This is a genomic window from Streptomyces sp. NPDC056987 (assembly GCF_042673865.1).
Lineage (GTDB): Bacteria > Actinomycetota > Actinomycetes > Streptomycetales > Streptomycetaceae > Streptomyces.
In genome coordinates this window covers 55,458-79,002 of sequence record NZ_JBHURV010000031.1, presented here as the reverse complement: position 1 = coordinate 79,002, position 23,545 = coordinate 55,458, and the positions used below count along the sequence as shown (strand labels likewise).

Here is a 23,545-nt window from a genome sequence, read left to right as displayed (position 1 = left end):
TCAGCCCCTTTAGTCCCATTCCAGACCGCCGCGCCGCCACACATACGCGTAGGCGACGAAGACGGTGAGCACGAAGAGCAGCATCTCCACGAGCCCGAAAATCCCCAGGGCGTCGAAGCTGACCGCCCACGGGTAAAGGAAGACGACCTCAATATCGAAAATGATGAAGAGCATCGCCGTCAGGTAGTACTTGATGGGGAATCGGCCGCCCCCGGCCGGCGTCGGTGTGGGCTCGATGCCGCACTCGTACGCTTCGACTTTCGCCCGGTTGTAGCGCTTTGGGCCGATAAGCGTGGCCATGACCACGGAGAAGATCGCAAACCCGGCCCCCAGCGCGCCGAGCACGAGGATGGGTGCGTAGGCATTCACGCCCCTCAGCTCCTTCCAGTCGTCCTTGACCGTCGGATCGCACCGGGCGGACCGCCTCGCCGCCTCGTCGCGGATCACCGAAGATCGCGTACATGTGAGGCAGTTCACAAGCCCGGCTGCCCCGCATCCTATGCCCGGTGACCTGTGATCTGCGACACGGGGTACAGCGGGGAGTTTGTGATCTCCACCACCTGACGAAGGATCATGAAGCCGGATGATGGGTGATCTTCATACGCGAAGCGGCCACGTGATCACCAGAGGTGACATTCGAGCCGGTCAGTGCTGGCCAGAGGCGTTGCGCCCTACCAAGAGATGCACCGTGCAAGCAAATTGGCGATGAGACACTTTCGGGTGATACGGCGCGGAGGGTCACCCGGGCGAGGGGGCGGCGGGCTCCGGATGGACCGAAGGGGACACGTGCACGCATTCACGAGCAAGCCGGCGCGGGTCCGATCCGGGCGGGGCGGGCGACGGGACGGCGTCGCGAGAGCGCCGGAACCAACTCATTCGTGAGCGCGTCACACCTCGCGTGACCGGACCGACAGCCGAACGGTGACCGACCTGTTATCTGCGCACCTGAAATGTGACCTGCGTCACTTCACTCAACCCCTCAAAGAAGAGGGCTTGGCCATGAGTGTGAAGCGATGGTAAGCGGCAGGCAATTCGGACGTTTATCGGAAAGCCCGTGATCACAGCCATGATCACCCTTGCCCGTTTTGCCCGTTACGGCGTCAATAAGGGCCGAAGGAAAGCGGATTCACAGATTCCGGACGGAACTGTGGTGCACCCCACGTTTCTTGACGAGAACCCGGGCCGACCTGATAGCCGTTGGTCTCATGTCCCACACCGCTCAGATAACCAGCCACCGGAAGCCCCGCCGGAGCACCCCGCGCGTCAGCATTCGCGCCGGAGTCGCCGGTGGCGTCCTCAGCACGATCGCGGTCGCCGGTGCCGCCGCGCCGGCGAACGCCGAGCCGGTGACCGAGACCATCGAAATGCCTACCCTCACCGCCGGCCTCGCCGGCGACTTCGCCCGGTCCGCCGAGGCGACCCAGCAGGTGGCCAACACCCTGGACCTGCGGGCCCAGCAGGACGCCGCCGCCGCGACGGCGGCCAAGACCGCGAAGACCGCGCAGGCGGAGGCCGAGCGCAAGGCCGAGGCCAAGCGGAAGTCCGAGGAAGCCCGCAAGAAGGCCGCCGAGGCCGCCGAGCGTGCCTCCCGCGCCGCCGAGCGCACCACGCTCAGCAGTGCCTCGTCGGACTCCGGCTCCAGCTCCGCGTCGAGCTCGTCGTCGTCCGCTTCCGACACCGCCTCCAAGGCCACCTCGCAGGCGACCGGTTCGGCCGCCGCTGTGCTCGCCTTCGCGCAGGCGCAGGTCGGCGACGCGTACATCATGGGCTCCACGGGCCCGAACGCCTGGGACTGCTCCAGCCTGGTCCAGGCCTCGTTCCGCCAGATCGGCGTCGACCTCCCCCGCGTCTCGCAGGACCAGTCGGTGGCGGGCACCCAGGTCTCCCTGGACAACCTCCAGCCCGGCGACATCCTCTACTGGGGCAGCGCCGGCAGCGCGTACCACACGGCGATCTACATCGGCGGCGGCGAGTTCATCGGCGCGCAGAACCCGAGCAAGGGCGTCATCCAGGCCTCCCTGGACTACGACCCCCCGACCGGCGCGGTCCGCGTCCTCTGACGCACCCCGCCCCGCCCCTCGTTCCGACCCGGCAACACGTACGGCGATGGCCCGCGCCCCGCAAGGGGGATGCGGGCTGTCGCCGTTTCCGGGGGTGGCAGTGCGGAGGGTGTGGGACCGGACCAAGATTTGATCAAGCTCTCACTTGACCCGATCGAGTGATGGCATGCTAACTCCTCCTGGGTAGAAGACACTTACGTCACTTCGCACCACACCGCCGGACAGTCCCCACCTCATCCGGCCAGGAGGAACTCCCCTCATGACCATAAAAGGCATCGACGTCTCGTCGTACCAGAGTTCGACCTACTCCACCGCCGGCTTCGACTTCGTCTTCGTCAAGGCCACCGAAGGCACCTCGTACATCAACCCCAAGATGGCCGCCCAGGCCTCCCACGGCCGGGCGGCCGGGCTGGTGGTCGGGTTCTACCACTTCCTGCGGGGCGGGAACATGAAGGCGCAGGCCAAGTACTTCGTCGAGAAGTGCTCCAGCATCGCCTACGACCCCCTCTTCGCCGACTGGGAGGACAGTGACGTCTCCAACGCGCAGAAGGACGCCTTCCTCGCCGAGGTGAAGCGGCTGCGCGGGAGCACGCATCGCGTGGGGCTGTACTGCAACCGGGACTACTGGCTGAACCGCGACACCACCAGCAACGCCGGCGACGCCCTGTGGATCGCGGATTACGTGACCGCCGGGAAGCCCCGGATCCAGGCCGCGTGGAAGTTCCACCAGTACACCGACAGCCCCCTCGACACGAACATCGGTCAGTTCACCGACCGTGCCGCGCTGAAGAAGTGGGCGAGAAAGGGCTGAGGGTCGCGAGGGACCTCACGCCTTCGGCGCCACCTTCGAAAGGCCGTTGATGATGCGGTCCATCGCGTCGCCGCCCGTCGGGTCCGTCAGGTTCGCCAGCATCTTGAGGGTGAACTTCATCAGCAGCGGATGCGTCAGGCCGCGCTCCGTCGCGAGTTTCATGATCTTCGGGTTTCCGATGAGCTTCACGAAGGCGCGGCCCATCGTGTAATAACCGCCGTAGGTCTCCTTGAGCACCTTCGGGTAGTGCAGCAGCGCCAGTTCGCGCTGCGCGGGGGTCGCCCTGGCGTGGGCCTGGACGATGACGTCCGCCGCGATCTGGCCCGACTCCATGGCGTACGCGATGCCCTCGCCGTTGAACGGGTTGACCATGCCGCCCGCGTCGCCGACCAGCAGGAGGCCCTTGGTGTAGTGCGGCTGGCGGTTGAACGCCATCGGCAGCGCGGCGCCCCTGATCGGCATCGTCATGTTGTCGGGGGTGTAGCCCCAGTCCTCCGGCATCGACGCGCACCACGCCTTCAGCACCTCGCGCCAGTCCAGCTCCTTGTACGCGGACGAGGAGTTGAGGATGCCGAGGCCGACGTTCGACGTGCCGTCGCCCATGCCGAAGATCCAGCCGTAGCCGGGCAGCAGCTTGTCCGGGCCCGGACCGCGCCGGTCCCACAGCTCCAGCCATGACTCCAGGTAGTCGTCGTCGTGGCGCGGAGAGGTGAAGTACGTCCGTACGGCCACGCCCATCGGCCGGTCCTCGCGGCGGTGCAGCCCCATCGCGAGCGACAGCCGCGTCGAGTTGCCGTCGGCGGCGACGACCAGCGGCGCGTGGAAGGTGACCGGGGTCTTCTCCTCGCCCAGCTTGGCGTGGACGCCGGTGATCCGGCCCGTACGGGCGTCGGTGATCGGGGCACCGACGTTGCAGCGCTCGTGCAGCCGGGCGCCGGCCTTCTGCGCCTGCCGGGCGAGCTGCTCGTCGAAGTCGTCGCGCTTGCGGACCAGGCCGTAGTCCGGGTACGCCGCCAGGTCCGGCCAGTCGAGCTGGAGCCGTACGCCGCCGCCGATGATCCGCAGCCCCTTGTTGCGCAGCCAGCCGGCCTCTTCCGAGATGTCGATGCCCATCGACACGAGCTGCTTGGTGGCGCGCGGGGTGAGTCCGTCGCCGCACACCTTCTCGCGCGGGAACGCCGTCTTCTCCAGCAGCAGCACGTCCAGACCCGCCTTGGCGAGGTAGTACGCGGTCGTGGAACCGGCCGGACCGGCGCCGACGACGATGACGTCCGCAGTGTTCTCGGAGAGGGGCTCAGTCACAGCGGGTTCTCCCGAAGACTCGAATTCGCGTACCGAACGGCACTGGTCACCTGCAGTCTATGGGTGCGTACCGATCCCCCAGTGAAGGGCTGCCCTCGTGGACAACACAACCAAGGCGCTCCCCGTCGTGCGGCTCCGCGTCCCCACCGAGGAGGACGCCTTCGCCTGGCACCGCGTCTTCGACGACCCCGAGGTGATGGAGTTCCACGGCGGCGCACCGGCCGAGATGTCCGTGTACGAGGAGCTGACCGCCCGCCAGCGCCGGCACGACGCCGAGCGCGGCTTCTGCTTCTGGACGATGCTGGACGAGTCCGGGGAGGTGATCGGCTTCACGGGCGCCCAGCCCTGGCCGCACCCGGAGTTCGGGCCGGTGGGCGAGATCGAGATCGGCTGGCGGCTGGGGCGCGCGTACTGGGGCCGGGGCTACGCGACGGCCGCCGCGCGGACCACGCTGGAACGGGTACGGGCGGCGGGCGTCAGCCGGGTCGTGGCGATGGTGAACTCCCGCAACGCCCGCTCGGTCGCGGTGACCCGGCGGCTGGGGATGGAGCTGGCGGAGACGTATGTGGGGCCGGTGTCCCAGCAGGAGGCCTTCTGCTTCCGTCTGGAGTTGTGAGACCGGCAGTCCGTTGAAGTGGGTGGGTGCGTGAGCGGGTGGTGCGCGTGCCCACCCGGGCGCCCGCCGCGGCCCGTCAGGCCCGTACGCCCCGGTGCAGCGCCACGATGCCGCCCGTCAGGTTCCGCCACGCCACCTTCGACCAGCCCGCGCCCTGGAGCCGGGCGGCCAGTGCGGGCTGGTCGGGCCAGTCGCGGATGGACTCGGCGAGGTAGACGTACGCGTCGGGGTTGGAGGAGACGGCGCGCGCGACCGGCGGCAGCGCCCGCATCAGGTACTCCGTGTAGACGGTCCTGAACGGCGCCCAGGTCGGGTGCGAGAACTCGCAGATCACGACCCGGCCGCCCGGCTTCGTCACTCGGTACAGCTCGCGCAGCGCCGCGTCCGTGTCCTGGACGTTCCGCAGCCCGAAGGAGATGGTCACCGCGTCGAACACCTCGTCGGCGAAGGGCAGCTTCGTCGCGTCGCCCGCCGTGAACGGCATCCACGCGTGCCGCTTCTTGCCCTCGCGCAGCATTCCGAGGGAGAAGTCGCACGGCACGACGTACGCGCCCGTCGCGGCGAACGGCTGGGAGGAGGTGGCCGTGCCGGCCGCCAGGTCGAGGATCTTCTCGGCCGGGCGGGCGCCGACCGCCCTGGCGACCTCCTTGCGCCACCGCCGGTCCTGGCCGAGCGAGAGCACGTCGTTGGTGAGGTCGTAGTTCTCCGCCACGACGTCGAACATCGAGGCGACTTCGTGCGGCTGCTTGTCCAGGGAGGCTCGGGTCACGTCCGTCAGTCTGCCAGGGCATGGCGCGCCGCCCCGCATCAGGGCAGCAGCTTCGGGCGCCGTTTCGCCGCCACGTCCTCCACCCACCCGAAGAGCGCCACGGCCGCCGCGATCAGCACCCACGCGATCCCGAACTGGAACCACGCGCTGCCGAGCGGCAGGTCCCGCTCGAAGGCGGGGATGTCCCACATCGCGTCGATCAGCGGCACGCTCACCATCAGCGCGACCTCGTGCCAGAGGTAGACCGTCACCGCGCGGGCGTTGAAGACCTTCACGACCCGGTCGGCCACGGGCCGGCGCCCCAGCCACCCGAAGTCCGGCCGGAACCGCATCAGCAGCAGTACGAACCCCGCCGACCACAGCGCCTGCGCGAGCGGGATGTCGTCGAGGTCGTACGTACCGTCCACCGGGTGGGAGAACGCCCACCCCGCGCCGAGCGCCATCACCGGGAGCGCCGCGCCCACCACGGGCCCCGGGCGCAGCCGGTCGAGGACCCCGTCACGGTGCGCGAAGCCGAGCAGCCAGCAGAAGAGGAAGACCGACAGATCGCCGAGCGCGGCGCCGAGGCGCCCGTCCGGGAGGGGCCACAGCGTCTCGAAGACGGCGACCGGGACGAGCGACAGGAGGAGTACGGGGAGCGGCGCGCGCCGGAAGAGCCTCAGCAGCACGGGCGAGAGCAGCACGAACCACAGGTACGTCCGCAGGTACCAGAGCACCGCCCACGCCTGCTCGCCCCAGGCGTCGCCGGGCGGGTCCCCCACCGGCAGCAGCCAGTAGACGGCGTCGGTGCCCGGCAGCCAGCCGTGCTTCGCCATGGCCACGATGAGCACGGCCCCGAACACCCACAGCGGCACCAGCAGCCGCCGCAGCCTGCTCCGGATCACCGCGCCGGCGGGCCGCTCCAGGGAGCGCGCCATCAGCGAGCCGGCGAGCGCGAACATCACCCCCATGGAAGGGAAGACCAGGCCCAGCCAGGGCCACTCGAAGGTGTGGTACGTGACGACGCGGACCAGCGCGAAGGCGCGCAGCGCGTCGAAGTACCGGTCCCGGCCCCCGACGAGTCCGCCACCGGGTCCGCCGACGAGTCCGCCAACGGGGTGCGCGGGCGGTGGCGCCGTACCCGTACGTACCGCCTCCGGCGGCAGCGCCTCCTTGCGGTGCGCGCCCGCCATCAGGCCGCTCCCGCGCCGGGGCGGGGCGCGCCGACCTCGCCGGTGCGTTTGAGCTTCTGCCAGCGGAGCCGGCCGCCCGTGAGCGCCGTGACGCCGGAGTGGATCAGGACCAGATACATCAGCTGCCGGTAGGCGATCTGCTGCAACGGCATCATCAGCAGATACCGGTACTTCTCCTGGTCGAGCCGGAACGCGTACGCGGCGCACAGCAGTTGGACGAGGAGGACCGCCAGCCAGGCGAGCAGGGACGCCTTGAGGTCGACGAAGATCATCGCGTAGACGGTGAACACGTCGATGAGCGGGGCGAAGACGGGCGTGACGATCTGGAAGAGCACCACGAGCGGCATGCCTATCCGGCCGAACCGGCCCGAGGGGCCCTTGTCCAGGACCGACCCGCGGTGCTTCCACAGCGCCTGCATCGTGCCGTAGCTCCACCGGTAGCGCTGGCGCCAGAGCTGCCCGACGGTGGCGGGCGCCTCGGTCCAGGCGCGCGCGTGCTCCGCGTACACGACCCGCCATCCGGCGCGGTGCAGGGCGATGGTGATGTCGGTGTCCTCGGCGAGGGTGTCCTCGCTCATGCCGCCCACATCGAGGACGGCCCGCCGGCGGAACGCGCCGATGGCGCCGGGGATGGTGGGCATGCAGCCCAGGACGTCGTACATCCGGCGGTCGAGGTTGAAGCCCATCACGTACTCGATGTGCTGCCACGCCCCGATGAGCGTGTCGCGGTTGCCGACCTTCGCGTTGCCCGCGACCGCGCCGACCCGCTCGTCGCCGAAGGGCTGCACCAGCTCCCGTACGGTGTCGGGTTCGAAGACGGTGTCGCCGTCCATCATCACGACGATGTCGTACGCGGCCTGCCGCACCCCGTTGTTGAGGGCGGCGGACTTGCCCGCGTTCTCCTGGCGGACGACGCGGACGTTGGGCAGCCCCAGGGACTCCGCGATCTCGGCGGTGCCGTCCGTGGAACCGTCGTCCACGACGACGATCTCGATCGGGTGGGTGCTCGCGGCGAGGGAGTTGAGCGTGTTGGCGATGCACTCCTTCTCGTTGTACGCGGGCACGATCACACTCACCGGTTCGTACACCGGCGGTCCCCAGGTGAAGCGGCGTCTGTTGCGCTGCCGGTGGTGGCGGCGGGCGAGGACGAGCATCAGCCCGAACCGGGCCAGCACGGCGACGCCGACGACCGCGAGACCGGTGGCGAGACCCGGGACGCACCACTCGGCGACGGCCACGGCGGCGATCAGGGCCCTGCCCTCCCAGAGGGTGGCGCCGGTGGCCTTGCGGTGGGCCATCTGCTCGACGCCGGTGCCGGTACGGGTATCGGTACCGGAAGTCTCGGCCGGTGGGCCCCCGCCGGGAGCGCCGCCGGGACCGGCCTGCTCACCCGCCTGCTGGGCGCCGCTGACCGTCGTGAAGGTGTACCCCTTCGCCTTCATCTTCTCGATGTACCGTGGCAGCGCCTCCAGTGTCTCCGTACGGTCGCCGCCCGCGTCGTGGAAGAGCACCACCGCGCCGTCGCCGTTCTTCGGCGTGGCCCATTTGATGATCTTGCTGACGCCCGGCTCCTGCCAGTCCTCGCTGTCGGCGTCGATGAAGACGCTCGTGTACCCCAGCGCGCCGAGGCGCTGGTAGACCGGCCAGCTCTCGTTGTCGATCGCGTCGTTCGTCGAGGAGTACGGGGCCCGGAACAGCGTGGTCGTGATGCCCGCGGCGCCCGCCAGCGCGAGCTGGGTCTGGGCGATTTCCCGCTTGACCCGGGAAGCGCTCTGGTACGAGAGATCGACGTGCGTGAAGGTGTGGATTCCGACCTCGTTTCCCTGGTCGACCATGTCCCGCACCACGCCCGGATAGCGCGAGACCAGCGAGCCGATGAGAAAGAACGTGCCGGGCACGTCCTGGTCGTCGAGAATTCTGAGGACTTTCTCCGTGTACTCGGGGTCGGGCCCGTCGTCGAAGGTGAGCACGATCGTCTTGTCCGCCACGGACCGCGTACGCGCCCGACCGCCGGCGAAGCTGAGAATGGGGCCGCCGTCGACCATGCTGTCCGGAACCTCGCTGTTGCTCGCGTCGGACCGGATCCGCTGGTCGCCGCCGACCTCGGAGCGCAGATAGCCGTCGAGCAGCAGCACGCTGACGAGGCCGGCCAGCAGCAGCACGGCGAAGATCACCCGGGGCTTGGGCATCGCCTGCCGGCCGACGCGCTCGATACGGGTGGGGGTGGCGTGCCGGCGCCTGCGCGCCGGGGAGTTGGTGGGGGTCTCGGGCATCGGCTCAGCGATCGCTGCCGGTGGAGGCGGCGGGCGGCGCCATGGGCGGGACCTCTCCCGCGCCGGGCGGCGGGCCGTACCCCGTGCCGCCCTCGGCGGCGGCCGGTCCGCCGTCGAACGGCAGGATCTGCGACGGGGTCAGGGAGATGCCGCCCATGAAGGCGAGCCCCAGGACGGCGACATACCCGAGGGTGACGGTGCCCAGCACCAGCCCGGCGCGGCGCAGCAGGCGGGCCCTGCGCCCGGAGGTGTCCACGAAGACGGGGCCCTCCTGGGGGCGGTCGGCATCTCGTTTGCGGCGCCGGTGAGGCCGATCCGGCCTTACCGCCCGGACCGGGCTCGCCGGGCGTTCCTCAAGGGTGGGGTCAGAATGCATGCGAGCAGATTGGCCACCCTTTATGTGCGAAACCTGTGACTCCGACGACGCGTTCCTATGAAATCTTTCTTTTCCTGTCGGCGAGCTGGGAGGGATACGGCCCGGAAATCCCCGAAGGTGTCCGCCCGGAGCGTGAACGCACTGCTGGGAATGGGGGGTTGGACAGGTCCACCGAACCGTCTTCCTCGAACTGTGTGCTCGGTCACCCTATTTCCGTGTGGGAGGCTCCTGTCGTCCGGCACATTGTTCCGGGAACACAGAACGCAGAACGCAGAGAGCGGGTGCATTTCTCCATGCCGAGTTCGCGGAGTCACCGACGACGATCGGTCACCTGGCCGGCCGTTCTGGTCGCGCTCGCGCTGGCCGGTACGTCGTGCGCGACGGGCACCGCCGCCGACGCCGACCGGAACGCGGACTCCCCGCCCGGCCGCACCACCCCGACCACCGCCCCCGCCGCCGCCACGACGGAGTTCGCCCCGTACGTCAGCGCCACCACCGCCGCCCGCACCGACGGGGCCGGCTCCCCCGGTACGTACAACCTGGCCTTCGTGATCACGGACGGTGCCGGTGGCTGCACTTCGACCTGGGGCGGTACGGCGGCGTACGACAGCGCGGCCGTCAAGGCCCGCGTCGCGAAGCTGACGGCCTCGGGCGCCGATGTCCGGGTCTCCTTCGGCGGCGCCGCGGGCACCGAGCCGGCGCTCGCCTGCGGGGACACCGCGGCCCTGGTGGCCGCGTACGCGAAGGTGCTCGACGCGGTCGGCGCGGCGAAGGCCGACTTCGACATCGAGGGCGACGCGCTCACCGACAGCGCCTCCGTCGCGCTGCGGAACGAGGCGATCGTCCAGCTCCAGAAGGAGCGGGACCTCGACGTCACGTACACCCTGCCGGTGATGCCCGACGGTCTGGAGAAGGGCGGCAGGGCGCTCCTCTCCGACGCGGCGGAGCGCGGTGTGCGGCTCTCGGCCGTCAACATCATGGCGATGAACTACGGTTCCGCGTACACCGGGGACATGGGCGGCTACGCGGAACAGGCGGCGCGGGCGGCCCACGGCCAGATCGCGGACATCCTGGGGCTGTCGTCGGCGCGGGCGTGGACCTCGCTCCACATCACGGCGATGGCGGGCGTCAACGATGTCGCGGGCGAGACCTTCACCCTCGCGGACGCGGCGCGGCTGCGCCGTTTCGCCCGGCAGAACGGCGTGGGCGCGCTCTCGATGTGGGCGACGTTCCGGGACCGGGCGTGCGCGGAGGGGGTGTCGACGGCCGAGGCGTCCGACTCGTGCAGCGGCGTCGAGCAGACGGCGGGGGCGTTCGCGGAGGCGCTGGGGTCGGACTGACCGTTGTGCCGGTCAGGCCCGGCGGTGCACCAGGCGCCCCGCGCAGACCGTCGCGAGACACCGTCCGTCCGCGTCGAACACCGCGAGGTCCGCGCGTCCCGTCGCGGTGAGCACGGGGCGCCGGGCGGCGGCCGGGGCCGGCAGTACGGTCACGCCCACCCGCGCGGCGGCCGCGCGGAGCGCCGGGTCCTCCGTGACGTACGCGTCGAGCACCGCGACCGCGCCCAGCTTCAGCACGGCGTGGATCCGCTCGCGCGGGCTCGGGGCGTCGGGCAGGGGCCCTTCGTGGACGCGGCCGGGGCCGAGCACGCCGGACCACCTCCGTACCCGCGCGGCGGGGAACCGTACCCGAAGCTCCTCGTAGCTCCCGGTCGCGAGGATCCGGTCCCGGCCGACCACCACCGCGCCGCCCGGGAGCGGCCGCTCAACGGCGTCGGCTCCGGCGTCGGCGTCGGCGCCGTCGGCATCGCCTTCGTTCCACGCGTACCGGAGCACGTCGGCCGCGTGCAGGGTCTCCACTCAGCGCCTCACAGAACCCGGTCCGACGACGTCAGTTGGTGGCGATGAGCTTCAGCTCGGGGTGGGCCGTGCCGCCCTCGATCGCCGTCGACGAGATGTGCGACGCGACCCGCTCGTCGACCGGGTCGTTCGCCGGGTCGTCGTGCACCACCAGGTGCTCGTACGTCGTGGCGCGCTGCGCCGGGACGCGGCCCGCCTTGCGGATCAGGTCGATGATCTCCAGCCGGTTCGAGCGGTGCCGGGCACCGGCCGAGGAGACGACGTTCTCCTCCAGCATGATCGACCCGAGGTCGTCGGCCCCGTAGTGCAGCGAGAGCTGGCCGACCTCCTTGCCGGTGGTCAGCCACGAACCCTGGATGTGGGCGACGTTGTCGAGGAAGATCCGGGCGATCGCGATCATCCGCAGGTACTCGAAGAGCGTGGCCTGCGTCCGGCCCTTCAGGTGGTTGTTCTCGGGCTGGTAGGTGTACGGGATGAACGCGCGGAAGCCGCCCGTCCGGTCCTGTACGTCGCGGATCATCCGCAGGTGCTCGATGCGCTCGGCGTTGGTCTCGCCCGTGCCCATGAGCATCGTGGATGTGGACTCGACGCCCAGACCGTGCGCCGCCTCCATGATCTCCAGCCAGCGCTCGCCGGACTCCTTGAGCGGGGCGATCGCCTTGCGGGGCCGCGCGGGCAGCAGTTCGGCGCCGGCGCCCGCGAAGGAGTCGAGACCGGCGGCGTGGATGCGCCGGATCGCCTCCTCGACGGAGACCTCGGAGATCCGGGCCATGTGCTCGACCTCGGAGGCGCCGAGGGAGTGGATGACGAGCTGCGGGTACGCCTGCTTGATCGCCGCGAAGTGCTTCTCGTAGTACTCGACGCCGTAGTCCGGGTGGTGCCCGCCCTGGAACATGATCTGCGTACCGCCCAGTTCGACGGTCTCCGCGCAGCGGCGCAGGATGTCGTCGAGATCGCGGGTCCACCCCTTGGCGGTGTCCTTGGGCGCGGCATAGAAGGCGCAGAACTTGCACGCCGTCACACAGACGTTGGTGTAGTTGATGTTCCGCTCGATGATGTACGTCGCGATGTGCTCCGTACCCGCGTACCGGCGGCGGCGTACCGCGTCGGCCGCGGCGCCCAGCGCGTGCAGCGGCGCCGAGCGGTAGAGGTCGAGGGCCTCCTCGGGGGTGATGCGCCCACCGGCGGCGGCACGGGCCAGAACGGACGTCAGGTCGGCCTTCTCGGTCACCGGGGCGGGTCCTTCCCAAGGGGTTGTCACGACCGATTCAGCCTACGCCAGTCCCCCTCACTTCTTGGTGAGGGTCCCCTTCGGGGTACCGGCGGCCTCCTCGGCGGACGCGTAGTCGAGGGTGGTGCCGGAGGCGCGGGTGAAGGTCAGCTCCGCCACGCTGCCCGTGGTGCACAGGTCCTCCGCGCTCCGCTTCGTGGTGTCCGTACGCTCCTCGACGCGCAGTTCGTCGTCGGTGGCGGAGACGAGCTTGCCGACGCCGAAGCACTCCACCTTGGCGCCGAGGACCGTGATCCGGCTCGTCGTGCGGACGATGTCCTCGCCCTTCGCGCCCTGGACTATCTCCGCGGTGAGCGTGCCGTGCGGCAGTCCGCTGCGCTCGGTGACCGGCCCGCTCCAGGTGCCGACGAAGGTCTTGGGGACCTCGGTGGCCGATCCGCCCTCGCTCTCCTCCCAACTTCCCCCGGAAGCCCCGTCCGTGGCGCCGCCGTCCGCGGGGTACAGGGGACCCGTGGTGCCACGGTCCGAGGGCAGGGGTTCCGTGGTGCCCTCGTTGAGGATGTCGTCGCGTACCTGTTCGAGGATCAACGAGCCGAAACCCGAGGCGGCGAAGACGCCCGTGACGCCGAGGCCGACCACCACGAACACGGCGAGGGCGCAGCCCAGTCTGCGGGCGGTACGGCGGCGGGGGCGGGGGCGGCCGGGCGCGGCGTCGGCGGCGGGCGCGTGCGGGGCGTCCGCACCGGGGCCGTCGCCGCGGACCGCGGCGGTCCGGGTCCGCGCGCCGGCGGTGGCCGGAAGGCTCGGCGCGCCGTCCAGGGCCGTCGGCTCGACGGGCGGGCCGAAGGTCCCGAGGGAGGGACCGGCCGGAGAGGCGCCGGCCGGTTCGGTGGGCGAGGGGCCGCCGAGGGACGGGTTGCTGAAGGCCACCGGCCCGGTCGGGAGGGAGGCGGACGGCTGTCCGGCGCTCGCCGCCGCGGAGTGGCCGGGCACGTCGGGGCCGTGGACCGACGTCTCCAGGTCCAGCAGCCGCACCACCGACCGGCTGACCTCCTCGACCAGCGGCCCCGGCAGCCAGCCGCCCGCCACCAGCGACTCCGCGCCCTCGGGGGCGAGGAGTTGGCCGACCTCCGCGGGGGTGGGCCGCCCGGCCGGGTCCTTGTCCAGGCAGCGCACGACGAGATCCCGCACATCGCCCCGCAGGTCGTCGAGTTCGGGCTCCTCGTGCACCACCTTGTAGAGCAGCGAGGCCGAGGAGTCGCCGGGGAAGGGGCTGGTGCCCGTCGACGCGAACGCGAGAACCGCGCCCAGCGAGAAGACATCGGCCGCGCCGGTGATCTTCCTGCCGAGGATCTGCTCGGGCGACATGTAGCCGGGCGAGCCGACCGAGACGCCCGTCGAGGTGAGCGAGGAGGTGCCGTCGGTGGCGCGCGCGATGCCGAAGTCGATCAGCCGGGGGCCGTCCAGCGCGAGCAGCACGTTCGACGGCTTGACGTCGCGGTGGACCAGGTCCAGGGCGTGGACGGCCGTCAGCGCCTCGGCGAGCCCGGCGCCCAGCGCCCGCACGGAGGACTCCGGCAGCGCCCCGTGGCCGGCGACGGCCTGGGTCAGCGAGGGGCCCGCCACATAGCCCGTGACCACCCACGGAACGGGCGCCTCCGGGTCCGCGTCCAGCACCGGCGCCGACCAGCGCGGCCCGCCGGCGCCGGTGCCGAACAGCCGCGCCGCCTTCACCTCACGGCGGAAGCGGGCCCGGAACTCGTCGTCCGTCGCGAAGTGCGGATGGACGGCCTTGACCGCCACCGTACGGCCGCCGACCGAGCGTCCGAGATAGACGCGGCCCATCCCGCCGGCGCCCAGGCGCCCGAGCAAGCGGTACGGGCCGATCTCCGACGGGTCGCCTGTGTCGAGCGGCTGCATGCCGGTCCCCTCTGGTCGAAGACGGGCCCTGGCGAAGGCCCGCCCTTCGTGCTTTTAGGGGGTCAGCCTAGGAGGTCAGGAGTTCGACGCGGACATCGGCGGGGAATCCGGTGGTCGGTCCGGTCCGGCGGGCGAACTCCGAGACGCCCGCGAGCTGTTCGGGGCCGAAGCGGAAGTCGAGCGTCGTGAAGTAGCGCTCCAGCAGCTCCGCGTCGAAGGCCTCCCAGCGTGCGGCGTGTTTGGCGACCGTCGCCACTTCCGCCAGGGCGAGGTCCCGGGACGCCAGGAAGGTCTCGTGGACCTCCCGCACGACCTTCGGTTCGCGCGCCAGGTACTCCTTGCGCGCCGCCCAGACCGCGAAGACGAACGGCAGCCCGGTCCAGTCCTTCCACATCTGCCCCAGGTCGTGGACCTGGAGGCCGAGCCGGGGCGCGTCGTGGAGCGAGGCGCGCAGGGCGGCGTCGCCGATGAGGACGGCCGCCTCGGCCTCCTGCATCATCAGGCCGAGGTCGGGCGGGCACGTGTAGTAGTCGGGCCGTACGCCGTACTGCTCGCTGAGCAGCAGCTCCGCCAGCCGCACCGAGGTACGGGACGTGGAGCCCAGGGCGACGCGGGCGCCGTCGAGCTGGTCCAGCGGCACCTGCGAAACGATCACGCAGGACATGACGGGGCCGTCGCAGCCGACCGCGAGATCGGGGAAGGCGACGAGATCGTCGCTGTTGCGGAGGAATTCGACGAGCGTGATGGGGGCGATATCCAGCTCGCCGCGCACCAGCCGTTCACTGAGCTTCTCGGGTGTGTCCTTCGTCAGTTCCAGATCAAGAAGCGTTCCGGTCCTCGCGAGCCCCCAATAGAGGGGCAGGCAGTTCAGGAACTGGATATGGCCGACGCGCGGCCGGGTCCCGTGACCACCGGCGTCGCGCCTTGCGCCGCCACCGCTGTTTGCGCCGGCGTCGCCGCCCGTGTCACCTCCGGCCCGGGCGGGCGCTCCCGCCGCCGCTTCTGCCGCTGCTTCTGCCGCTGTCTTTTCCTCTGGACTGTCCACAGCGTGAGGCTAGCCCCGGGCCGTCGGGGGAACGGCTCCGGGGGCGGCGGAGCCGGACCTGTGTCGTCCCGCCGCGGGGTGCCGGCAGGGGGGCCGACGGGGTGTCGGCGGGGTGTCGGCGGCCCCCGTTTCGTCAGCGCGTCAGGCCCTTATACAAACGTCCGGGTGAAGTGATCTTTCCCTCTACCGCTGCGCACATGCTGCGTGCTAGGCTCGCCGCAAGTTGCAGTTTGGTTTCCCTTGCAGTACAGAGCCTGCGGAGCATGTGACCCGCAGGCTTTTGTAGTTTTCAGACTTCTTTGCAGGTTCTGGAGCAGGGCAACCCTTTGGCCCAAGGAGGGCTTATGGCTACCGGAACCGTCAAGTGGTTCAACGCTGAAAAGGGCTTCGGCTTCATCGCCCAGGACGGCGGCGGCCCGGATGTCTTCGTCCACTATTCCGCGATCAACGCAAGCGGCTTCCGCGCCCTTGAGGAGAACCAGGTAGTGACCTTCGACGTCACGCAGGGTCCGAAGGGCCCGCAGGCGGAGAACGTCACCCCGGCCTAGTTGCCAGGTCCGGCGATCGCGGACGTCTTACACCCAGTAGACGTCTTTACACGCAGTACCCAAGGAGCCCTGCTTCTCCCGCTCAGGCGAGGGAAGGCGGGGCTCCTGCCTTTTCCCGCGCCTACCCTGCCCGCGGCCTGAAATTCCCGGAGATCCAAAGAGAACATCCGTTCACCGAACACCTGGCCACTGCTTACAAAGCCTTTATGTATACAACTCGGCTATCTCCGCCGCGAAGCCCTCGGCGATCGCCGCGCGCCGCAGCTTCAGCGTGGGGGTGAGATGGCCGGCCTCCTCCGTGAAGTCCACGTCGAGGACCCGGAAGCGGCGGATGGACTCGGCGCGCGAGACCAGCCGGTTCGCCTCGTCGATCGCCCGCTGGAGCGCGCCGCGCAGCTCCTTGTCGTGGACGAGGGCGGCGAGCGGAGCGCCCTGCTTCCCCCGCATCAGCCGCCAGTGGGCCAGGCCCTCCGGCTCCAGGGTGATCAGGGCGGCGGCGTACGGACGGTTGTCGCCGACCACCAGGCACTGGCTGACCAGCGGATGGGCGCGGAGCCAGTCCTCCAGCGGCGCCGGGACGATGTTCTTGCCGCTGGACGTGATGATGACGTCCTTCTTGCGCCCGGTGATCGTCAGATAACCGCCCTCGTCCAGCGCCCCCAGGTCCCCGGTGGCGAACCACCCCTCCGCCGAGCCGGGGCCGGAGCCCGGGCCCGGCTCCAGGACCCGTACGGCCTCACCGCGCTCCGCGTCCCAGTAGCCCGCGAAGACCTGGCCGCCGCGCAGCAGCACCTCCCCGTCGTCCGCGATCCGTACGGACGTCCCCGGCATCGGCCGGCCGACGGTGCCCAGCCGGGGCCGGAGCGGCGGGGTGACGGTCGACGCCGCCGTGGTCTCCGTCAGGCCGTACCCCTCGAAGGTCATGACCCCGGCGCCCGAGTAGAACGCCGCCAGCCTGCGCCCCAGCGGGGAACCGCCGCAGATCACATACTTCACCCGCCCGCCCAGGGCCCCGCGGATCCGCCGGTAGACCAGCGGCTCGTAGAGCGCCCGCAGGGCCCGCAGCCCGAGGGACGGGCCGGGGCCCTCGCCGTGGCCGGCCGCCTCGACCGCGGCGCCGTACGCCTCGGCGATCCGCGCCGCACGGTCGAAGGACGCGCCGCGCCCCATCCGCTCCGCCCGGGCGCGGCCGGTGTTGTAGACCTTCTCCAGGACGTACGGGATGGCCAGCAGGAACGTCGGGCGGAACCCCGCGAGGTCCGCGAGCAGGTCCTCGGTCCTGATGGAGGGCGCGTGGCCGAGCCGTACCCGCGCGCGCAGACAGGCGACCGCGACCATCCGGCCGAAGACATGGGAGAGCGGCAGGAAGAGCAGGGTGGAGAGCGTCCCGGACGTGTCCGACGGGGTGGCGGAGCCGTGCGGGGCGGAGGGGTCGTACGGGGTGGAGGGGTCGTACGAGGCGGCGGAGTTGTGCTGGGCCCAGGCGTCGGCGGGGGCGGGCGGTGCGTAAGGGGCCTGGCCCGGCGCCTTGAAGACCGGATGCAGCAGCTCGATCGCGTTGTCCACCTCCGCGAAGAAGTTGCCGTGCGTGAGGACGCACCCCTTCGGGCGCCCCGTCGTCCCCGAGGTGTAGCTGATGGTCGCGACGGAGTCGGGGCCGAGGGCCGCGCGCCGCGCGGTGACCTCGTCGTCCGGGACCTCCCGCCCCGCCGCGCACAGGGTGTCGACGGCGCCTTTCTCCACGGTCCACAGCCGGGTGAGTCCGGGCAGCCGGTCGCGCTCCTGGCCGATCACGCGCGCCTGGATGCCGTCCTCGACGACGCAGGCCACGGCGCCCGAGTCCTGGAGGATCCAGCGGGCCTGGAAGGCCGAGGAGGTCGGGTAGATGGGTACGGTGATCAGACCGGCGGCCCAGGCGGCGAAGTCGAGGAGCGTCCACTCGTAGGTCGTACGGGACATGATCGCGAGCCGGTCGCCGGGACGCAGCCCCTCCGCGATCAGCCCCTTGGCGACGGCCAGCACCTCGCCGGCGAAGGTGGCGGCCGTGACGTCCTGCCACGCCGCGCCGCTGCCGGTCCTGCCGCCGCCACGCCTGCCGCGTGCCGCCGCCGGCTCCGCGTTCCGGCCGGTCGCGGTCCGCTTACGGCTCAGGACGATCGCGTCCGGCGCCTCGCGGGCGTTGTCGAAGGGGATGCCGGCCAGCGAGCCGCGCCGTACGGGCCGCGCGAGCGGCGGTACGGACACCTCTCTGACGACCCCGTCCTCCCGCACCTTCACCGGCTCGGCCGACGGATCCTCCGGCGGCGCGGGAAGCGGTGCGGGCGGTGCGGGGCGCATCTCAGCGGGCACGAAGGGGGATCACCTCGACCAGCTCCTGACTCTTCAGTAACCTTACAGACAGTCACCTTACTTAATAGTTAAACTATGACCGTCCAGGGAGTCAGGACAATGGCCGATCGCTATCTGCACCTCTCCGGCACAGCACCCGGCCGATTCCTCACCGAAAAACCCGGACTTCCGCGACCGGTGGCCCCGCGCCGGTGGATACGGGAGACGCCCCGAGCAGCACGTCCCACTCATGCGTGACAGCCTCGCCCGGACGCTCTCCGCGCCGCCCCGGCTGCTGCCCGCCCTGGTCCGTGGCGCGGTCACCGCGCCGCTCAAGCGCCTGCCTCCGCGCGAGGACGCGTCCCTGCCCGGCACCCGGCTCGTCCTCCCGGCCGCCCGGATCGACCCGGAGCGGCTCGCCTCGTACGCCCGGATCTGCGGCTTCCCCCGGGACGGCGCCGTACCGCTCCCGTATCCGCATGTGCTCGGATTCCCGCTCGCCCTGCGGATCATGACGGAGCACCACTTCCCGCTGCCGGTCCTCGGGCTGGTCCACACCTGGATCGAGGTCAGCGACCGGCGGGCCCTGACGGCCGGCGACCGGCCCGCGCTCACGGTGTACGCGGAGCGGCTGGCACCGCACCGGCGGGGCACAGAGGTGATCATGGTGACCGAGGCGCGGATCGGTGACGAGCCGGTCTGGACGTCACGCGGCGCCTATCTCGCCCGGCACGGCACCCATACCCCGCATTCCTTGTACGGCGCCCCTGCCTCCCATCCCTCCCATGGCGCCGCCCCGGCCGACGACGCCCCCGACGCCGCGGCGCTGCTGGCCGCGACGGCGCGGTGGCGGCTGCCGGCCCGGCTCGGGCGGCGTTACGGTGCCGTGTCGGGCGACCGCAACCCGATCCATCTGCACCCGCTGGCGGCGAAACCTTTCGGCTACCCGCGCGCCGTCGCGCACGGCATGTGGACGTTCGCCCGTTGTGTGGCGGAGGCGGAGACGGGCCGGGGCACGCCCCCGGCGACCCGTGCGCGGGCGGAGTTCCGCGCGCCGGTGCCGCTGCCGGGCACCGTGACCTACGTGTCGAGGTCCTCGCCCTCGGGTGTCGCCTTCGAACTGCGCGACGGCGCCGGGGCGCGCGTCCATGTCACCGGCCGGCTGTGGTCGGCCAGCGCTCGCCGTCCATGAGCCGGCCGAGGCCCATCCAGGAGAAGTTCATCAGCGTGGCCGCGGCCTCCTTGGCCGAGACGCCGGGCGTCTCGATGGCCCACCCGGCCAACGACTCCGCGGCCCCCACCAGGGCCTGTGCCAGCCCGGCCAGATCCCGGTCGGCCAGCTCGCCCGCGCCGCCTCCCGGGCTGCTCTCCCGACCGGTGGCCGCCTCGCGGCCGGTGGCCGCCTCGCGTGCCGCCGCGCCGATGAGCCCCGTCACGAACGCCACCAGCTCGTCCCGTACCTTCGCCGCCTCCCCCGCGAACGGCTCCCCGTGCGTGCGCGCCTGACGGTGCAGTACGGACCAGCCGTCCGGGTTCTCCGCCGTGTGCGCGAAGAACGCCCCCAGCCCGGAGCGCAGTTGGAGGTCGGCCGACACCCCGGCCTGGACGCCCGCGGTGACCGCTTCGAGCAGTGCGGCGGCCTCGCGGCGGATACAGGCGATGAAGAGCTCCTCCTTGGAGTTCAGATACAGATAGACCAACGGCTTGGACACCCCGGCCACTTCGGCGATGTCGTCCATCGAGGCGGCGCGGTACCCGCGCCGCCCGAAGGTCCGTACGGCGGCGTCCATCATCATCCGCTCCCGCACCGCACGCGGCATCCGCCTGCCGGACCGCCCGCTCGCGGCGGTTTCCGCGGCGCCCGTGCCCCCTGCCGCTCGCGTATCCCCTATGACCTCTGTGGTCCCCGCGGCCCCCACCGCCCCCACGGCTTCCGCGACTTCCGTAGCCCCTGCGGCCCCTGCCGCACCACCCGCAGCCACTCCCGACTCCCTCTTCCCGCCCCCACCAGTTCTGCCTTGCCGGGCCCACCCTATGGCCCGTCAGGGGCCCGGCAGCCCGCAGCGGTTACTCGTTGTGCAGCACCCTGGCGATGGTGAGGCGGGCCGCCGACCGGGCCGGGACCAGCGCGCCGAGCACGGCGATCGTGACGCCCGCCAGCGCCAGGCCCGTCAACTGCGGTGCGTGCCAGACGTTCTTCATGGACTCCGGGAACGCGATGATCCCGACGTTGTCCACGACCAGCCGGTGCGCCACGATCCCGAGGGGGATGCCGAGCAGCCCGCCGGCCGCGCCCGGCCCGGCGACCGATGTCACCGTCATCAGCACCGTCTGGCGGGGAGTCATCCCGATCGACTTGAGCATGCCCAGGTCCCGCCGCCGTTCCTGGGTGTTCAGCAGGACGGTGTTGAAGACGCCGAGGGCCGCGACGACGGTCAGCAGCACGGTGAACACCGTCGAGAAGGTGATGACGGCCACGACGGGGGCGGCGCTCGCGGTGAGCGGCGACGCGCGGAGCGCCGGATCGATCGCCCGGACGGCCTTGAGATAGGACCGGGTGTCGGTGCCGGGAGCGAGCCGGACCGTGTAGCCGACGACCGGGGTGTCCGGTGCCAGTTCGGCCATGGTGCGCCGGCCCGCCTCCATGGACCGGGCATCGCCGTCGATGACTTTGCCGACCACGGTCACGGGCAGCTGCCTGCCGTTCAGGTCCAGAGTGGTCCGGTCGCCGACCGCGAGCCCGTTCTGCTTCAGGAACCCCGGCCCGGCCGCGATCTCACGCGGCCCGCCCGGCCAGTGCCCCTGGACGATCCGGTCGGCGAGGGGCCGGGTGTCCCCCCAGTAGAAATCGAGGAACGGCGTGGCGGTGCCGCTGCCCGTGAGGCGCGCCTTGGTGAGCGCGCGGACGGTGATCCGGTCGGTACCGGGCAGCGCGCGCAGCCGCGCCTCGATCCCGCGGTCGTCGAGCTCGGGCGCCGCCCCGCCTGCCCCGGGGTCGGCCATCTCCACCCTGACCCGGTCGGCGCCGTCGCCCTGGGCCCCGCCCGCGTACGCGACCATCGTGCTGGTCAGGCCGGTGGTCAGGGTCACGGTGGTGACCCCGAGGACGATGGCCGCCATGGTCAGCAGTGTCCGGCCCGGCCGGGCGAACGGCTGGCCGAGCCCCAGGCTCACCGGGCGCGGCAGCCGCGTACCGCCGAGCCACCGCTGCACCCGCAGCCCGCGCCCGGTCCGTGGTGCGCTGCCCGCGCTGATCGCCTGCGCGGCGGGCAGCCGGTGGGCGCGCAACGCGGGGATCAGCGCGGCGAGCACGACGAGGGCGGGCATGCCGAGCAGGCAGCCGGCGGAGAGCCAGGGGCTGACGCCGATGGAAGCGGTGCCGATCTCGATGCCGCCGAAGGCCAGCCCCAGAATGGGCTGTGCCAGCACATTGCCGAGCGCGGTGCCGAGGACGCAGCCGGCGACCGCGGGCACGGACACCATCGTCAGGTAGACGGCGACGACCTGGTTCGGCGTGAACCCGAGGGCTTTCAGCACGCCGATGTGCCGGTACCCGGAGACCACCGCCCCACTGACCACGTTCCCGACGATCAGGACCGAGACCAGCAGCCCGAGCACCCCAAAGAACGTCATGAACGGGAGGTACGCGTCGGCCTGCGCGGAGAAGGCCTGCTTGAGGGTGAGGTACGACTGCGTCCCGGTCAGCGCGCCGTCGGGCAGTCCAGCGGTCGCGGTGTCCAGCGCGGCCCGCAGCCCCCTCTCCGTCCCCGTCCGCGAATCCGGGAAGCGGTAGAGCATCTGGGTCGAGGCCGGGTGCAGCGCGGCCATCTGCTCGGGCGAGACCCAGCCACCGGCGGATTTGCTCATGCTGGTGGCGAAGCCGACGACTGTGAGCGTCGGGGCGCCGGGGCTCTTCAGCTCGGTGCCCAGCATGTCCAAGTCGGGCGTGCCCTGGATCCCCCAGTCGACGACGAGTTCCCCGGGCGCGGTGGCCCAGCGTCCGGTCAGCAGCCGGATCCGGTCCACGGGCCCCGCCGTGGCGGCCCGGCCCACCACGGTGAGGGGACCGGACGGCCTCCCCAGCCAGCTGTCGGGCACTTGAAGGACGGCCTGCCCGAACGGCCCGGCGGCCGCGGCGACCCCGGGCCGTCCGGCGGTCCGCGCGAGCTGCTCGTCCGACACCTTCGCGGCGTCGAAGCTCGCCACCGCGTGGGCTCCGCGCTGCTCGGCGAAGGCCCGGTCGAAGGGGGCGGAGGCGGCGTCGAGCACGGCCAGCGCCAGCAGCACGGTCACCGTGGAGCAGAGGACGACGAGACCGATGACGAAGGTCTGGAGCCTGCGGCGCCGCACGGCCCCGCGCGAGGCCCGCCACACGGCGCTCATACGGTCGGCTCCAGCGCGCTCGTACGGACCGCCCGGCCGTCGGCCATCTCGACCAGGCGGCTGGCACAGCGCGTGGCGAGGTGCGGGTCGTGGGTGACGATCAGCAGGGTCTGGCCGATCTGGTTGAGGTCGATCAGCAGGTCCATCACCTGCTCGCCGGAGCGGCTGTCGAGGGCTCCGGTCGGCTCGTCGGCCAGGAGCAGCGCCGGACGGTTCATCAACGCCCTGGCCACGGAGACGCGCTGGCGCTCGCCGCCGCTGAGGGTGGCCGGATAGCTGTTCCTGCGGTCGGCGACGCCCAGTTCGTCGAGGAGTTCCAGCGCGCGCAGCCGGGCCTGCCGGGCCGGGGTGCCGGTCAGCTGGGCGGCCAGCGCCACGTTGTCGAGCGCCGGCAGGTCGTCGATGAGGTTGAAGAACTGGAAGATCATCCCGATGTGCTGCCGCCGGAACAGCGCAAGCCCGGTCTCGTTCAGCTCCCCCAGGTCCTGGCCGTTGACCTCGACCGTGCCCGAGGTGGGGCGGTCGAGGCCCGCGACCAGGTTGAGCAGGGTGGACTTGCCGCAGCCGGAGGGCCCCATCACGGCGACCGCGTCCCCCGCCCGGATCTCCACCGACATCCCGTCCAGGGCCCTGGCCTCGCCGTACTCCTTGCGCACGCCGTCCAGCCGTACGACGATCCGCGGCGGGCTGCCGTCATCAGTTGTCATGGCACGAACCTAGAAGCGGCGTCGGTGCGCGGCGTCACGCGCGGGATGTATCCGGTCCGGACCGTCATCCCGGCGATGTACGCGGCCAGCCCGGAGGATGACGCGGACGGCGCCGGTCGCTGTGAGGCTGGGGGTGTCAGGGACG

General features: G+C 71.5%; 20 protein-coding genes. 6 read left to right on the top strand and 14 right to left on the bottom strand.

Annotated elements, in window-relative coordinates; all coding sequences use genetic code 11:
• Positions 1 to 9: 9 nt before the first annotated feature.
• On the bottom strand, positions 10 to 369 hold the full coding sequence (locus tag ACFTZC_RS30015) for an NADH-quinone oxidoreductase subunit A (protein WP_365814461.1): 360 nt from the start codon (positions 367 to 369) through the stop codon (positions 10 to 12).
• Positions 370 to 1,205: 836 nt separating this feature from the next.
• On the opposite strand from ACFTZC_RS30015, the gene ACFTZC_RS30010 reads away from it, so the two are divergent.
• Complete coding sequence (locus tag ACFTZC_RS30010) at positions 1,206 to 2,060, top strand: C40 family peptidase (protein WP_382894977.1); 855 nt, start codon at positions 1,206 to 1,208, stop codon at positions 2,058 to 2,060.
• Positions 2,061 to 2,319: 259 nt separating this feature from the next.
• The gene (locus ACFTZC_RS30005) at positions 2,320 to 2,871 is read left to right on the top strand and encodes a glycoside hydrolase family 25 protein (protein ID WP_382894975.1); all 552 of its coding nucleotides are present in this window, start codon (positions 2,320 to 2,322) and stop codon (positions 2,869 to 2,871) included.
• 15 nt (positions 2,872 to 2,886) lie between these two features.
• On the opposite strand, the gene ACFTZC_RS30000 is transcribed toward ACFTZC_RS30005, so the two are convergent.
• Entirely contained in the window at positions 2,887 to 4,173 is a 1,287-nt protein-coding gene (locus tag ACFTZC_RS30000; protein ID WP_382894973.1) for a geranylgeranyl reductase family protein, read from the bottom strand.
• 97 nt (positions 4,174 to 4,270) lie between these two features.
• Between ACFTZC_RS30000 and ACFTZC_RS29995 the strand changes: the two genes are divergently transcribed.
• A complete protein-coding gene (locus ACFTZC_RS29995) occupies positions 4,271 to 4,789 on the top strand; it encodes a GNAT family N-acetyltransferase (protein ID WP_382894972.1) in 519 nt (172 codons plus the stop codon).
• A 76-nt stretch (positions 4,790 to 4,865) separates the two neighbouring features.
• On the opposite strand, the gene ACFTZC_RS29990 is transcribed toward ACFTZC_RS29995, so the two are convergent.
• Genes ACFTZC_RS29990 through ACFTZC_RS29975 form a run of 4 tightly spaced genes read right to left on the bottom strand, consistent with a single transcriptional unit; the run spans position 4,866 to position 9,259 of the window.
• Complete coding sequence (locus tag ACFTZC_RS29990; protein WP_382894970.1) at positions 4,866 to 5,558, bottom strand: demethylmenaquinone methyltransferase; 693 nt, start codon at positions 5,556 to 5,558, stop codon at positions 4,866 to 4,868.
• A gap of 38 nt (positions 5,559 to 5,596) precedes the next feature.
• Complete coding sequence (locus ACFTZC_RS29985; protein WP_382894968.1) at positions 5,597 to 6,730, bottom strand: acyltransferase; 1,134 nt, start codon at positions 6,728 to 6,730, stop codon at positions 5,597 to 5,599.
• The gene (locus ACFTZC_RS29980) at positions 6,730 to 9,003 is read right to left on the bottom strand and encodes a bifunctional polysaccharide deacetylase/glycosyltransferase family 2 protein (protein ID WP_382894966.1); all 2,274 of its coding nucleotides are present in this window, start codon (positions 9,001 to 9,003) and stop codon (positions 6,730 to 6,732) included. Before ACFTZC_RS29980 ends, ACFTZC_RS29985 begins: the two co-directional genes overlap by 1 nt.
• Positions 9,004 to 9,007: 4 nt before the next feature.
• Positions 9,008 to 9,259 (bottom strand): hypothetical protein, encoded by a 252-nt coding sequence (locus ACFTZC_RS29975; RefSeq protein WP_382894964.1) that lies wholly within the window; start codon positions 9,257 to 9,259, stop codon positions 9,008 to 9,010.
• A gap of 413 nt (positions 9,260 to 9,672) precedes the next feature.
• Here ACFTZC_RS29975 and ACFTZC_RS29970 point away from each other — a divergent pair, with 413 nt between their 5' ends.
• Positions 9,673 to 10,719, top strand: a complete 1,047-nt coding sequence (locus ACFTZC_RS29970) for a chitinase (RefSeq protein ID WP_382894962.1) — start codon at positions 9,673 to 9,675, stop codon at positions 10,717 to 10,719.
• Between the two features lie 12 nt (positions 10,720 to 10,731).
• On the opposite strand, the gene ACFTZC_RS29965 is transcribed toward ACFTZC_RS29970, so the two are convergent.
• The 4 genes from ACFTZC_RS29965 to ACFTZC_RS29950 all read right to left on the bottom strand — a co-directional run bounded on the left by ACFTZC_RS29965 (position 10,732) and on the right by ACFTZC_RS29950 (position 15,269).
• The gene (locus tag ACFTZC_RS29965; protein ID WP_382894960.1) at positions 10,732 to 11,238 is read right to left on the bottom strand and encodes a hypothetical protein; all 507 of its coding nucleotides are present in this window, start codon (positions 11,236 to 11,238) and stop codon (positions 10,732 to 10,734) included.
• A gap of 31 nt (positions 11,239 to 11,269) precedes the next feature.
• Positions 11,270 to 12,469 carry a cyclic dehypoxanthinyl futalosine synthase gene (gene mqnC / locus ACFTZC_RS29960; protein WP_382894958.1) on the bottom strand — a complete coding sequence of 400 codons (1,200 nt, stop codon included), beginning with the start codon at positions 12,467 to 12,469 and terminating at the stop codon, positions 11,270 to 11,272.
• Positions 12,470 to 12,526: 57 nt separating this feature from the next.
• Positions 12,527 to 14,389 carry a serine/threonine-protein kinase gene (locus tag ACFTZC_RS29955; protein ID WP_382894956.1) on the bottom strand — a complete coding sequence of 621 codons (1,863 nt, stop codon included), beginning with the start codon at positions 14,387 to 14,389 and terminating at the stop codon, positions 12,527 to 12,529.
• 67 nt (positions 14,390 to 14,456) lie between these two features.
• Positions 14,457 to 15,269 carry a menaquinone biosynthetic enzyme MqnA/MqnD family protein gene (locus ACFTZC_RS29950; RefSeq protein ID WP_382895024.1) on the bottom strand — a complete coding sequence of 271 codons (813 nt, stop codon included), beginning with the start codon at positions 15,267 to 15,269 and terminating at the stop codon, positions 14,457 to 14,459.
• A 509-nt stretch (positions 15,270 to 15,778) separates the two neighbouring features.
• Here ACFTZC_RS29950 and ACFTZC_RS29945 point away from each other — a divergent pair.
• Complete coding sequence (locus tag ACFTZC_RS29945) at positions 15,779 to 15,982, top strand: cold-shock protein (RefSeq protein ID WP_365814426.1); 204 nt, start codon at positions 15,779 to 15,781, stop codon at positions 15,980 to 15,982.
• 204 nt (positions 15,983 to 16,186) lie between these two features.
• Here ACFTZC_RS29945 and ACFTZC_RS29940 read toward each other — a convergent pair whose 3' ends face one another.
• Entirely contained in the window at positions 16,187 to 18,319 is a 2,133-nt protein-coding gene (locus ACFTZC_RS29940; protein ID WP_382895022.1) for an AMP-dependent synthetase/ligase, read from the bottom strand.
• Between the two features lie 241 nt (positions 18,320 to 18,560).
• On the opposite strand from ACFTZC_RS29940, the gene ACFTZC_RS29935 reads away from it, so the two are divergent.
• Positions 18,561 to 19,502, top strand: a complete 942-nt coding sequence (locus ACFTZC_RS29935; RefSeq protein ID WP_382894954.1) for a MaoC family dehydratase — start codon at positions 18,561 to 18,563, stop codon at positions 19,500 to 19,502.
• Here the strand turns inward: ACFTZC_RS29935 and ACFTZC_RS29930 are convergent.
• From ACFTZC_RS29930 to ACFTZC_RS29920, 3 genes are all read right to left on the bottom strand, one after another.
• On the bottom strand, positions 19,462 to 20,130 hold the full coding sequence (locus ACFTZC_RS29930) for a TetR/AcrR family transcriptional regulator (protein ID WP_382894952.1): 669 nt from the start codon (positions 20,128 to 20,130) through the stop codon (positions 19,462 to 19,464). The two genes, ACFTZC_RS29935 and ACFTZC_RS29930, sit on opposite strands and share 41 nt — an antisense overlap.
• Positions 20,131 to 20,377: 247 nt before the next feature.
• Positions 20,378 to 22,693: an FtsX-like permease family protein gene (locus ACFTZC_RS29925; RefSeq protein ID WP_382894950.1), complete on the bottom strand. Its 2,316-nt coding sequence runs from the start codon at positions 22,691 to 22,693 to the stop codon at positions 20,378 to 20,380.
• Positions 22,690 to 23,400 carry an ABC transporter ATP-binding protein gene (locus tag ACFTZC_RS29920; RefSeq protein WP_382894948.1) on the bottom strand — a complete coding sequence of 237 codons (711 nt, stop codon included), beginning with the start codon at positions 23,398 to 23,400 and terminating at the stop codon, positions 22,690 to 22,692. The genes ACFTZC_RS29925 and ACFTZC_RS29920 overlap by 4 nt, the downstream gene beginning before the upstream one ends.
• Positions 23,401 to 23,545 lie beyond the last annotated feature (145 nt).

Bases quoted from the DNA above. Each gene is read 5' to 3' on its own strand.
- ACFTZC_RS30010 (WP_382894977.1), top strand. From the start codon at position 1,206: ATGTCCCACACCGCTCAGATAACCAGCCACCGGAAGCCCCGCCGGAGC.
- ACFTZC_RS30005 (WP_382894975.1), top strand. From the start codon at position 2,320: ATGACCATAAAAGGCATCGACGTCTCGTCGTACCAGAGTTCGACCTAC.
- ACFTZC_RS29985 (WP_382894968.1), bottom strand. From the start codon at position 6,730: ATGGCGGGCGCGCACCGCAAGGAGGCGCTGCCGCCGGAGGCGGTACGT.
- ACFTZC_RS29980 (WP_382894966.1), bottom strand. From the start codon at position 9,003: ATGCCCGAGACCCCCACCAACTCCCCGGCGCGCAGGCGCCGGCACGCC.
- ACFTZC_RS29970 (WP_382894962.1), top strand. From the start codon at position 9,673: ATGCCGAGTTCGCGGAGTCACCGACGACGATCGGTCACCTGGCCGGCC.
- ACFTZC_RS29955 (WP_382894956.1), bottom strand. From the start codon at position 14,389: ATGCAGCCGCTCGACACAGGCGACCCGTCGGAGATCGGCCCGTACCGC.
- ACFTZC_RS29945 (WP_365814426.1), top strand. From the start codon at position 15,779: ATGGCTACCGGAACCGTCAAGTGGTTCAACGCTGAAAAGGGCTTCGGC.
- ACFTZC_RS29940 (WP_382895022.1), bottom strand. From the start codon at position 18,319: ATGCGCCCCGCACCGCCCGCACCGCTTCCCGCGCCGCCGGAGGATCCG.
- ACFTZC_RS29935 (WP_382894954.1), top strand. From the start codon at position 18,561: ATGCGTGACAGCCTCGCCCGGACGCTCTCCGCGCCGCCCCGGCTGCTG.
- ACFTZC_RS29930 (WP_382894952.1), bottom strand. From the start codon at position 20,130: ATGCCGCGTGCGGTGCGGGAGCGGATGATGATGGACGCCGCCGTACGG.
- ACFTZC_RS29925 (WP_382894950.1), bottom strand. From the start codon at position 22,693: ATGAGCGCCGTGTGGCGGGCCTCGCGCGGGGCCGTGCGGCGCCGCAGG.
- ACFTZC_RS29920 (WP_382894948.1), bottom strand. From the start codon at position 23,400: ATGACAACTGATGACGGCAGCCCGCCGCGGATCGTCGTACGGCTGGAC.